At 73.8% G+C, this 10,394-nt stretch carries 12 protein-coding genes; 6 read left to right on the forward strand and 6 right to left on the reverse strand.

What is annotated here, in order from left to right:
• Together ACW0Q9_RS25335 and ACW0Q9_RS25340 are read left to right on the forward strand one after the other, a co-directional pair.
• The coding region (locus ACW0Q9_RS25335) for a pectate lyase family protein (RefSeq protein WP_456185417.1) at window positions 1-1,591 on the forward strand (1,591 nt) is incomplete at its 5' end.
• Between the two features lie 102 nt (window positions 1,592-1,693).
• A complete protein-coding gene (locus ACW0Q9_RS25340; protein WP_456185419.1) occupies window positions 1,694-1,819 on the forward strand; it encodes a hypothetical protein in 126 nt (41 codons plus the stop codon).
• A 41-nt stretch (window positions 1,820-1,860) separates the two neighbouring features.
• Here the strand turns inward: ACW0Q9_RS25340 and ACW0Q9_RS25345 are convergent, their stop codons facing one another.
• Complete coding sequence (locus ACW0Q9_RS25345; protein ID WP_456185421.1) at window positions 1,861-2,496, reverse strand: DedA family protein; 636 nt, start codon at window positions 2,494-2,496, stop codon at window positions 1,861-1,863.
• 180 nt (window positions 2,497-2,676) lie between these two features.
• Between ACW0Q9_RS25345 and ACW0Q9_RS25350 the strand changes: the two genes are divergently transcribed.
• The gene (locus ACW0Q9_RS25350) at window positions 2,677-3,120 is read left to right on the forward strand and encodes an ATP-binding protein (RefSeq protein ID WP_456185423.1); all 444 of its coding nucleotides are present in this window, start codon (window positions 2,677-2,679) and stop codon (window positions 3,118-3,120) included.
• Window positions 3,121-3,185: 65 nt separating this feature from the next.
• The gene (locus ACW0Q9_RS25355; RefSeq protein WP_456185425.1) at window positions 3,186-3,908 is read left to right on the forward strand and encodes an HD domain-containing protein; all 723 of its coding nucleotides are present in this window, start codon (window positions 3,186-3,188) and stop codon (window positions 3,906-3,908) included.
• Between the two features lie 109 nt (window positions 3,909-4,017).
• Here the strand turns inward: ACW0Q9_RS25355 and ACW0Q9_RS25360 are convergent, their stop codons facing one another.
• The 4 genes from ACW0Q9_RS25360 to ACW0Q9_RS25375 form a co-directional block, all read right to left on the reverse strand.
• On the reverse strand, window positions 4,018-4,449 hold the full coding sequence (locus ACW0Q9_RS25360) for a barstar family protein (RefSeq protein WP_456185427.1): 432 nt from the start codon (window positions 4,447-4,449) through the stop codon (window positions 4,018-4,020).
• Window positions 4,450-4,509: 60 nt separating this feature from the next.
• On the reverse strand, window positions 4,510-4,881 hold the full coding sequence (locus tag ACW0Q9_RS25365; RefSeq protein WP_456185437.1) for a ribonuclease domain-containing protein: 372 nt from the start codon (window positions 4,879-4,881) through the stop codon (window positions 4,510-4,512).
• A gap of 259 nt (window positions 4,882-5,140) precedes the next feature.
• Window positions 5,141-8,071 carry a M36 family metallopeptidase gene (locus ACW0Q9_RS25370; protein ID WP_456185429.1) on the reverse strand — a complete coding sequence of 977 codons (2,931 nt, stop codon included), beginning with the start codon at window positions 8,069-8,071 and terminating at the stop codon, window positions 5,141-5,143.
• A gap of 143 nt (window positions 8,072-8,214) precedes the next feature.
• Window positions 8,215-8,454, reverse strand: coding sequence for a winged helix-turn-helix domain-containing protein (locus ACW0Q9_RS25375; RefSeq protein ID WP_456185439.1), 240 nt, complete (start codon window positions 8,452-8,454; stop codon window positions 8,215-8,217).
• Between the two features lie 315 nt (window positions 8,455-8,769).
• Here ACW0Q9_RS25375 and ACW0Q9_RS25380 point away from each other — a divergent pair, with 315 nt between their 5' ends.
• Window positions 8,770-9,048 (forward strand): DivIVA domain-containing protein, encoded by a 279-nt coding sequence (locus ACW0Q9_RS25380; protein WP_456185431.1) that lies wholly within the window; start codon window positions 8,770-8,772, stop codon window positions 9,046-9,048.
• A 2-nt stretch (window positions 9,049-9,050) separates the two neighbouring features.
• Window positions 9,051-9,449: a hypothetical protein gene (locus ACW0Q9_RS25385; protein WP_456185433.1), complete on the forward strand. Its 399-nt coding sequence runs from the start codon at window positions 9,051-9,053 to the stop codon at window positions 9,447-9,449.
• Between the two features lie 20 nt (window positions 9,450-9,469).
• On the opposite strand, the gene ACW0Q9_RS25390 is transcribed toward ACW0Q9_RS25385, so the two are convergent.
• Window positions 9,470-10,394 (reverse strand): DUF559 domain-containing protein (locus ACW0Q9_RS25390; RefSeq protein ID WP_456185435.1); only part of this gene is annotated, 925 nt, incomplete at its 5' end.

Below are 10,394 nucleotides of genomic sequence, written 5' to 3' on the forward strand. Positions count from 1 at the left end.
CCCCCGCCGATGGGCGCTGACCGCGGCCGGCGCCGGCCTCACCGCCCTGCTGCTCGCGGTCGGCATGACCGGCAACGCCGCGGCGGCCACCCTGTTCGGCGACACCTTCGACGACGGCACCGCCGACGGCTGGTCCAAGTCCGGCGGCGACTGGTCGGTGGTCACCGACGGCTCACCGGCCTACCGGCAGGGCAACAACGCCAGCGAGCTGGCCCGCGCCTTCGCCGGCCAGACGGGCTGGACCGACTACCAGGTGCAGGCCCGGGTCAAGCCGCTGTCGTTCAACGGCGCCAACCGGCTGGTCGGCCTGGCGTCCCGCTCCACCAGCTCGACGAAGATGTACCGGCTGGCGCTGACCAACGCCAACCGGGCCGAGCTGCAGATGGTCAACGGCAGCCAGATCACCGTGCTCGGGTCCGCCGCGCTGACCGTCGCCACCGGCACCTGGTACACCCTGCGGATCGAGGCCAGCGGCAGCACCATCCGGGGCTTCGTCAACGGCGCCCAGATCGCCGCCGGCACCGACACCGCGTACGCGGCCGGCCGGATCGTGCTGGTCACCGCGTACGCCAGCGCGGTCTTCGACGACGTCGCCGTGGACGGCGCCGGCGGCACCCCGACCACGCCGCCGACCTCCTCCTCCCCCACGGTGTCGCCGACCACCTCGCCCACCACGCCGCCGCCCACCACAGGGCTGGTGGGCTGGGCCACCCAGAACGGCGGCACCACCGGCGGCGCCGGCGGCGGCACGGTGACCGTGAGCGACGCGGCGGCGCTGGCCGACGCGGTCGAGGGCGACGTGGCGGCCACCGTCCGGGTGAACGGGAACCTCACCTGCTCGACCGAGATCCGGGTCGGCTCGAACAAGACGGTCATCGGGGTCGGCGCCGGCTCCGGCCTGACCGGCTGCGGCCTCAACCTGCGGGACGCCCGCAACATCGTCGTCCGCAACCTCAAGATCGCCAAGGTACGCGCCGGTGTCGGCAACGGCGACGCCATCCACCTGGACAACTCGACAAACGTCTGGATCGACCACAACGACCTGTCCAGCGACACCACGAGCGGCACCGACTACTACGACGGGCTGCTCGACGTGACCCACGGGTCGAACTTCGTCACCGTCTCCTGGAACCGGTTGCACGACCACGTGAAGTGCTCGCTGGTCGGGCACAGCGACGGCAACTCCGGTGAGGACGCCGGCAGGCTGAAGGTGACCTACCACCACAACGTGTTCAGCAACTGCTTCCAGCGCAACCCGCGGGTGCGCTTCGGCAACCCGGTGCACGTGTTCAACAACTACTACGTGAACACCGCCACCCCGTCGTACAGCTACGGCATCGCCACCACCTGCGGCGCCGGGGTGCTGGTCGAGGGGAACTCCTTCGAGAACATGACCGACCCGACGCACGTCGGCGAGGGCTCCTCGCCGCCCGGCAACCTGGTCGAGCGGAACAACCTCTACGTCAGCTCGGGTGCGCCGCAGACCGCCGGCAGCGTGGCCGCGATCCCGTACGCGTACACCCTCGACGCCGCCAGCACGGTGAAGGCCACGGTGACCGCCGGGGCCGGCACCGGGAAGATCAGCGGCTGACCGTTCCCGCCTCGTCGGGCCGGTAATCCCGTTGCCGCTCCCGGGCGGTCCTGCGACCATCGAAGCCATGATCAAAAGAGAGGGCGTGACCACCTCGGCGCGATGAGCGCGCCGCACCGGCAGCGGGACCAGCACCGCGCCGGACTGTGCAACGGCCCGGCGAACCACCAGCGCCGGCACCGGACGGCAGGGCTCCGCGACTGGCTCTGGACCGTCTTCCCCATGTGACCCACGACCACGCTCCCCGCCGGCTCGGACCACCGGCGCGGTCAGCGGGGTCCGGCGGCGTGCGCCCGTTCGCGGCGGGCGCGCCGCCGGGCCCGGACCAGCCGCACGACCACGACCAGCACCACCACCGCGAGCAGGGCCTCACCGCCCCAGCCGAGCCGCCGCTCGAGCAGCCGGAACGACGCCCCCGCCAGGTAGCCGAGCACCGTCACGGCCACCGCCCAGAGCGCGCCTCCGGCCAGGTTCGCCACGGTGAACGCGCGGCGCGGCACGCCGCTCATCCCGGCCAGGCCGGGGACCAGCGCGCGCAGCGCCGCCGCCCACCGGCCGAGCACCACCGCCACCGCACCCCGGCGACGGATTAGCTCCAGCGCCCGCGACAGCTCCCCGGACCGGACGAACCGGCCGGGCACCCGGCCCAGCAGCCGCCGCCCGTACCGGCGGCCCACCAGGTAGCCGGCCTGGTCGCCGAGGGCCGCGCCGGCGACCGCCGCGACCACCACCGCCCAGAGCGGCAGCCGCCCTTCGTGGGCGAGCACCCCGCCGACCAGCACCGCGATCTCGCCCGGCACGAGCAACCCGAGGAAGGTCGACGCCTCCAGCGCCGGCAGCACGAACACCAGGGCCAGCACGAGGACGGGCGGCAGCGCCACCAGCAGGTCCAGCACCCGGTCCACCCGCCGATTGTGACCCGCGACCCGGCGGCGCGGGCCTGCCCGGCCGGACCGGACATCCGGTCCGAACCAACCGCCGGGTCGAGGAATAGCACCGGCCCCGAGCGGGGACAATGACGGACAGGACGGGACGGTGACGACGAGCGCCCAGGCCCGGCAGGCGCGCGGGACGGGGGACCGGACGTGGAGGGTGGGACAGCCGCCGGGCTGGTGCCGGGCGACGATCCGGCCGGCACGGCCCCGGTCTTCACCGTCGACCTGCCCGCCGACCCCGGGCAGCTCGCCCCCACCCGGGAGCGGCTGCGGCGCTGGCTCCACGCCCACGGGGTGGCCGAGTGGGACGTCGAGACGGCGCTGATCGCCACCGGCGAGGCGTGCGCCAACGCCATCGAACACGGCTACCGCTTCGCGGCCGAGGGGATCACCACGCTCCGCGCCGAGCTGTCCGGCGACCGGCTGGTGATCGAGGTACGCGACCGCGGCGGCTGGCGCGAGGACGCCGGCCGGAACGGCACCGAGCGGGGCCGGGGGCGGCTGATCATGGCCCGGGTGATGGACGAGGCGAGCGTCGTCGGCACGCCGGAGGGCACCACCGTCCGCCTGGTCAAGCGGCTCACCGGGAGCTGACCCGGTGCGGTCGGGAGGCCGACCGGGGCGGTCCCTCCCTGGCGAAGATCAGCTATAAGGGACGCATGGAGTTCCCGGCGTACCTGGCGACCATGCCGATGCACGCGATCACCGAGATCCACGGCGAACCGGGCCTGCTGGCACGCTTCCGGCTGGAGATCGAGGCGTTCGACGAGCCCGCCCGCGCGCGGCTCACCGCCGCCCTCGACCTCGCCGCCGAGCTGCACCGCGACGACCGGCGCGTGCGTGAGCCGTACCTCAACCACCTGCTCCGGGTGGCGATCCGGATGATGCACCACTACCAGGTGCGGGACGTGGACGTGATCGTCGCGGGCCTGCTGCACGACGCGGTGGAGGACCACCCGGCGGAGCTGGCCGGCCCGGACGCGGCGGGGGTCGATCCCACGCCGGCGGCGCTGGCCGCGCTGGCCGCCCGCTTCGGCCCGCGGGTCGCCCGGCTGGTCGGCGCGGTCACCAACCCGGCGTACGACCCGGGGCGCGACCGGCACGTCCAGTACCGGGAGCACGTGGCGGCGAGCCTGGACCGGGAGCCCTGGGCCCGGGTGATCAAGGTGTCGGACTTCACCGACAACGGGGTGGGCGTGATCCACACGGTCGGGCCGAAGGTGGCCCGGTCCGCCGCGAAGTACCGGCCGCTGGTGCCGGTCTTCCGCGACCTCATCGCCCGGCCGGACACACCGCTGTCCGCACCGGTGAAGCGGCACATCTTCGCTCAGCTCGACCTGGCCGAGGAGCGGTTCAGCGCCATCCTCGACCAGCCGAACTGACCGGCCTCGCGGCCGCGGTCGTCGGCTCGGCGAGGTGGCGGAATGCCGAGGCGGTGGACGCCGCCAGATCGGCGAGGTGGCGGCAAGCGTCCTCCCCTGGCGGGGCGCGTCAGTCGGCGTCGGCGGGCGGGGCGCCGACCCGGCCGCCCAGGGCGGCGGCGATCCGGGCCCGGAGCGCGGGCAGCCGGTCGGGCCGGTCGCGCAGCACCACGCGCAGCGACGGGTGGCCGCCGGCGGCGACCCCGCCGAGCACGTCGAGCAGGGTGCCGAGCTGGGCCGGCGGCTCCTCGGCGAGCAGGTCGGCCGCGTCCCGCACGACGAGGGTCAGCGGGCCGGCGTCGAGGCGGTCGGCGAGCACGTCGGCGAGGGCGTCCCAGTTGTGCCCGAACCACTCGGGCAGGGGCAGGGCCGCGGCCAGCGCCTCGTGCAGGCCGGCCCGGGTCCGGGCGGCCGGCCCGGCCACCGCCACCCCGGCCGGCTCGGGCTCCGGCCCGGCGTCGAACACGAGCCAGGCCGGCGGCTGCGGGGACGCTGCGCCCATGGGTCCATCCTTCCCGGTCGGGGCGGGCCGGGCCCGCCGGCCCGACCCGCCCCGACCCGCTCAGAGCCGGTAGAAGTTGGCGTAGTGGTCGGGCGAGAACCAGGTCGCCCCGGTGCTCTTGTTGACCACGATCCGGTACGCGTCCCGGGCGGCGCCGCAGGCGCGCGGGTAGACGTCGTACTCGTAGTAGGTGGCGTTGGTGGGAAGCTGCCCCTCGTAGTTGTAGAACCGGCCGCCGGCGAAGTTGCACAGGCCGCCGCTCCAGGAGTACCAGCCGCGGCTGGTCGGGAAGCTCCGGGCGGACCAGCCCGAGCGCGCGGTGCGGGCGTCCGCGCAGCGGGTCATCGTGCAGGAGCTGTGGACGGCGGCCTGTGCCGGCTCGGCGAGTCGGGTGGAGACCGCCGGCGGGCCGACGAGCGCGGCGGCGACCATGGCGGTGAGCAGGGCGCACGCACCGAGCGCGCGGCGTACGCGGGCACCGGTGGAGCGGAGCGGGGTCGCGAGCGTGGTCAAGGGGATCCTCCCTGAACTGGGCGACAACATCGATCGGTGTCGTTGTCCGATCGCGCCCAGTCTGGCGGTGATCCTTCCCGACGTACAGACCCGGGCGGCGTCCGCGCGCGGAATGCCCGGTGAACGGCGGATGAGTGGCGCGGGTGGGCGGCGGACCGCCCACCCGCACCCGCCTCACCTACTGCGCGAACGCCTGGAACTCGGCGATACGCACGTTCTGCGCCTGCGGGCTGGCGGTGGCGCAGTCGGTCCCCGCCCGCGGGTCGGCGTCCTGCTCACCGGCGTAGTCCGGCGCGCCGGTGCACTGGTTGGTGACCACCTCGACCCGCAGGTGGGTCGCCTGCGTCCGCGGGATGTCGAACGACCGCATGATCAGCTCCGGTGCCCGGGGCCGGGGGGCCACCGACGGGAAGGCGTCCGCCGGGCTGGTGTAGACCACCCGGAAGTCCGCCGCGTCGGCGCAGGTCACCCCGTCCGCCGCCGTGCAGGCGAGGACCCGGAACTGGCGCAGCGCGGAGAACCGGCTCTGCGTGCCCGCGTCCGGGTCGCCGGTGACCGGCGGGCGCAGCATGGCGCTGACCTGGACCCGGCGCACCTGCTGCGTACCCCCGGCCAGGTCGACGGTCACCTGCCGGCCGGCCACCGGCGTGCCGAGCGAGGCCCAGTTGGTGGCCTCGTCGTCGTCGGCGATCCGGGCCAGGTTGATCCCGTCCCCGCCGACCGTGGCGCCGGCGACCGTCGAGGCGAGGTTGGCGCGGACCTGGACCGGCAGGTCGCGGACCTGGCCGGCCTTCACGGTCACCGGGCCGACCCGGACGTGCCCGCGACCCGGGGCGCGAACGACGAACTCGTACGTGCCGGGGACCAGGCGCACCTGGTCCGTGAGCGGGGTGGCCGCGTCGGAGTCCGCCACCGGCACGGCCCGGGCCTGGTAGCGGCCCACGAACAGCTGCGCCCCGGACACCGCCGCGTCGTCGTCGACCGGCCGGAAGGTCAGCGTCGCCTCGTCCGCGTACGGGGAGGTGAAGCCCGGCCTCGGGTTGACGTCGGCGTTGCCGGTGCTGGCCGCGGTCTCACCGAGGCCCCGGGCGGCGAAGGTGTTCCAGAGCAGGTCCTGGTTGGCCCCGCCGAAACGGATCCGGTCGGCGGCGAGCATCGCGTCCCGGGCGTCGACCATGCTGACCTGGCTGACCGCCATCAGCAGGAACGAGTCGAAGACCAGCTGGATCCACCGCCGGTTGCCCGGGCAGGCGGTCACCGGCGTCGCCCCGTCGGCGCAGGACTTCTGCAGGGCCGCGTCGCCCGCGCCGTACCGGGCCATCATGGCCGCCCGGATGTCGGCGTTCGTGGCGCTCCAGACCTCGCCGGAGGCGTGCACCTGGAGGCCGACGAAGTCGTAGTCGATCGCGCTGTAGTTGAGCGGGCTCTCGCTCATGTTGTAGTTGCGGATGCCCGCGTTCGGGTCGCCGGTGGTGTACTCGCCGATGGTGAAGCCCTTCCGGCCCGGCGCCGCGTACCCGTGCTCGTACAGGTACTCCATGGCGAGCTGGTCCGACCAGCTCTCGCTCATCCCCTGCGGGGAGCTGACCCCGGCGTTCGGTCCGGCGATCATCCGGCCGGTGACGGCGTGGCCGTACTCGTGGGCGATGACCGACATGTCGAAGTCGCCGTCGACGCAGGGCGCGTAGAACGAGCCGGCGCTCGGCTGCCACAGGTACATGTTGGTGGTCGGGGCGATCCCGTCCGGCGGGGTGATCTGGTTGGCGTTGTTGCGGGCCGCGAACGCCGGCGGGCCGCCGGTGACGCCACCGGCCTGCGCGTTGCCCTGCTCCGGGTCGTTGCCCAGCCCGCCGCGGCCGAGGTTGTCCCGCTGCATGTTCCAGGTCGCCTCGGTGAAGCCCAGGTGGTAGGACCAGTCGTGCATCCGGTTGTGCATGGCGAACAGGTTCGCCCGCGCCGCGTCGATGTCGTTGGCCCGCGGCGAGGTGAAGGTCTCCGGGCTGCACTTCTGCTCGTACCACTGGTTGGTCCAGGGGTACGCGTAGTTACGGTCGGGGCGCGGCGTGGCCGTTTCGGTGCCCACGCTGAACGGGTCGTTGCTGAACCAGTTCTGCACGGCGATCGCGTTGTTGCCGTTCGTCGTGGTGGTGGACGCGCCGGTGGCCGGGTCCACGTCCCACGCGGGGTGCCCGGGCACGCCGACCACCTCGGCGCAGCCCGCCGCCGGTCCGGCGCACCAGCGCACCCGGGTGTCGGTGGAGGACTTGTCGACCGACGGCGAGTTCGGGAACACCTCCCACGACGGGTTGTCCACGTCGTGGTCGACGAGGTCCTCGCGGACCAGCACGCTGCCGTCGCGGGCGTCCACGTAGGTGGCGAAGGCCGCCGGGTCCGCGCCGGTGACGTCCGCGCCGAGAACCACCTCGTACGCCGCCCGCGGCCCCCGGTCCGCGGTCGGCACCGCGACCAGCGAGGTACGCAGGAACGTGGGACCGGTCAGCCCGGCGTCGGTCGCCGCGGCCTGCCGGGCCTGGTCGGCGCTGACCGTGGCCGGAGCGGGCGCCCCGCCGTCCCGCCCGAGGGACGAGCTGACGTGCCAGACCGCCCCGTCGCGGACGCCGACGGCCAGCATGCCGTCGACCGCGGCCGGCAGGTCACCGAAGCGCTGCCGGAACAGCACGGTGGCGCCCTCCCCCATCGGCGCGACGGTCAGCTGCTCCAGCGCGGCCGCGCCCTCGGCGGTCAGCCCCAGCACGTCCCGGTTCGCGGCCACGTACGCCCGCGCGGTGGCGGCCGGGTCGGCCGGCAGGCCGGTGGCGAGCGGCCGGCCCGTCGAGGTGAGCACGGCGGGCGTACCGAAGTCGGTCCAGCGGACCCGGGCACCGAGCGCCGCGGCCCGGTCCTGCTGACGGTCGGTCGGCGCGGTGCGTCCCTTCCGGTTGTCCTTGCTCTTGCTGTCGTGGCTGTCGCCCGGCAGGTGGCCGGGCTGCGCCTGGGTCGGAAGCTCGTTCCGGGGTGCCGCCTGGCCGCCAGCTCCTGCGGTCAGGACCAGCCCGGCCGCGAGTAGCAGCGCGGTGGCCCCCGTCGTCGCACGCGATGGTGTGCGCACGGTCCCTCCTTTGTCGAACGGCGATGTCCGTCCCGCCATCCGACCAGCTCAACGGGACCGTGGACACCGGCCGAACATCCACACATTGCGCTATGTGGATGCGAGGGATACGAATGCGGGGCAACCAGCCGGCCGCCAGACCGTCAGGGCTCGCGCATCCAGAGCTTCGGATCGTTCACAAAGATGCCTTTGCCCTGGTGACGCCGGATCACTCGCAGGGCCTCAAGCCGCACGTACGTCTGCTTGACGGTCGACGGGCTGACCTTGTGCATCGCGGCGAGCTGCGCGATCGAGGGCAGCTTGTCCCCCGGCTTGAGCTTCTTGGCTCTGATGTCGGCGACGATCTCGTCGGCGATGCGGATGTAGTCGGCGGTGATCGGCATGACTCCCCCTGCGTGGCACGCCAATTCGATCACGCAATGACACCCTGCAACAACTCTTCGTTTGACTCAGGCGACTGGGACAGCTAAGTTGGAGCCGCCTCTCCCCTTGCGTGGCAACAAGGAGCAGAGGTTCCCCCTGGTCGGGACGGGTTTGCGTGCCCGTCCCGACCCACCGGACTGCTCCGCCGGAGTACCGCTGAACACAGGCTGCGGCGGCGGAGCGGGCGGGCCGCCCGCGGTCGGCAGGCGGACGGCCCGCCCTTCCAGATCAACCGCATCAACCTCCGCGCTCCTCCTGCCTCCGAAAGGACCCTCGTGGCTCAGGTGTCTCGATCCGGCCAGCCCTACGGGACCGGCCTCCCCACCCGGTTGACCGCGCACGAGGCGCGGATCCGCGTGTTCGACCCCCGCAGACGCGGCGTCGACCCCGATCAGGTGCGTGAGTTCCAGGCCCTGGTCGCCGACGAGTTGAGCGATCTCCACCGGTGGATACGCCTGCTCGGCGAGGAGAACGGCCGGCTCCGGCGGGCGCTGCGCGACTGGCAGACCATGCACGCCCGGGAGTGCCGCCCACCGAACCAGGGCCACTGGTAGGGGTGCGCCCCGAGCCCGGCGACCTGCTACGGATCGACGGCCGCGCCTCGGTGCAGTTCGCCGGCGACCGCGCCCTGACCTTCCGGGTCGTCGCGGTCTGCCCCCGGCCGACGTACACCGGGTGGGTTTGGCTGACCGGCTACGTCCTCGACCGGCGCGGCCAGGCGGTCGACCGGCGCGAGGTATTCGTCCAGCTCGCCGGTGTCCGCCGTGCCGCAAGCGCTCCGGCCCCGAGCAGTTCGCGTGACACCCACCCGCGACACGCCCGCAAGGTCGCCATGACGAGAAGTTCGCGTCTCGAACGATCCTCAAGGTCGAACTGGGAGAAGTGGCGCGAGTTGGCGGACGGGCGTGCCTCCGGCGGACTTTCCGACCCAGCCGGTGGCATCGACAGGGCTTGAGCCGCACGTACGCCGCGGGTTCAGCCGGTCGCGGCGGCCCGGCGGGCGAGGATGGCCAGGGTTTCCCGGCGTACCTCGTCGGTCTCGTGAACCAGGCGACGGTGGGCGAAGCGAACCACCAGGATGCCCACGGTCGCCAGCAGCGCGTCCCGGCGCAGGTCGATCTCCCGCTGCCGCGGGTCGCCGTGCGCGGTGGCGCCGTCGAGTTCGATGTCGACGCGCTCCCGCTCGGCGAACAGGTCCAGGTACATGGTGCGGCGCCCGACGCGTACCCGCGCCTGGCGACGGAACGTCGGCATTCCCGGGCCGGTGAAGACGTGCTCGTGTCCCCAGATCTCCAGCGGGCTGCGGCAGCCCTCGCCGAGCCGCGCCAGCAGCGTGCGGAGCGCTGCCCGATCAGGCAGCTTGGGCACGGTCCCCAGGGCGTCCACCAGCCGCGCGGGCGTGGTGAGCCGGTCGTTGACCGCCCGGATCACCGGCGCTCGCCGCTCGCCGGACGGCAGCATCGGCCAGGAGTCGACGAGGGTCGGTTCGAGTCGGGTCACGGTGAGGCCCCGCCGGACCACCACGTGCGGCGGCTCGAGGAGGAGGCCCTGACGCCGGTGCACGGCCACCCCGGGCCTGCTGCGGATGCTCGCGCCGGCCGGGGCGCTCAGGTGCACCACGTCACCGGCCCGCGGCCGGCGCATCCCCCATACCGCGAGCGCGCTGAGGTGGCTGAGCACGCCCCGCCCGTCGGCCCACAGGTGGGTCGCACGAAGGCCCACGGCGGGCTCGAGTCGGCCGATAATCGCGGGGCCGTTGCGATGTTCCGGCCGAGCATTCAGCAGGTACGCCGCCACGAACACTCCGGGCAGCACCCGCACCAGGTCACCGCTGCCACACGCCCGCCGCAACGTCCACTCCGGCACGACCTGCTCGGCCACCACACGGGTCACCAGGCCG

The sequence above is a fragment of the Micromonospora sp. I033 genome (assembly GCF_053890995.1).

Excerpts from the sequence above, each read along its gene's own strand:
- ACW0Q9_RS25365 (WP_456185437.1), bottom strand. The coding sequence starts at position 4,881 with ATGGTCGCCGCCGCGCTCGTCGGCCCGCCGGCGGTCTCCACCCGACTC.
- ACW0Q9_RS25375 (WP_456185439.1), bottom strand. The coding sequence starts at position 8,454 with ATGCCGATCACCGCCGACTACATCCGCATCGCCGACGAGATCGTCGCC.
- ACW0Q9_RS25360 (WP_456185427.1), bottom strand. The coding sequence starts at position 4,449 with ATGGGCGCAGCGTCCCCGCAGCCGCCGGCCTGGCTCGTGTTCGACGCC.
- ACW0Q9_RS25340 (WP_456185419.1), top strand. The coding sequence starts at position 1,694 with ATGAGCGCGCCGCACCGGCAGCGGGACCAGCACCGCGCCGGACTGTGC.
- ACW0Q9_RS25355 (WP_456185425.1), top strand. The coding sequence starts at position 3,186 with ATGGAGTTCCCGGCGTACCTGGCGACCATGCCGATGCACGCGATCACC.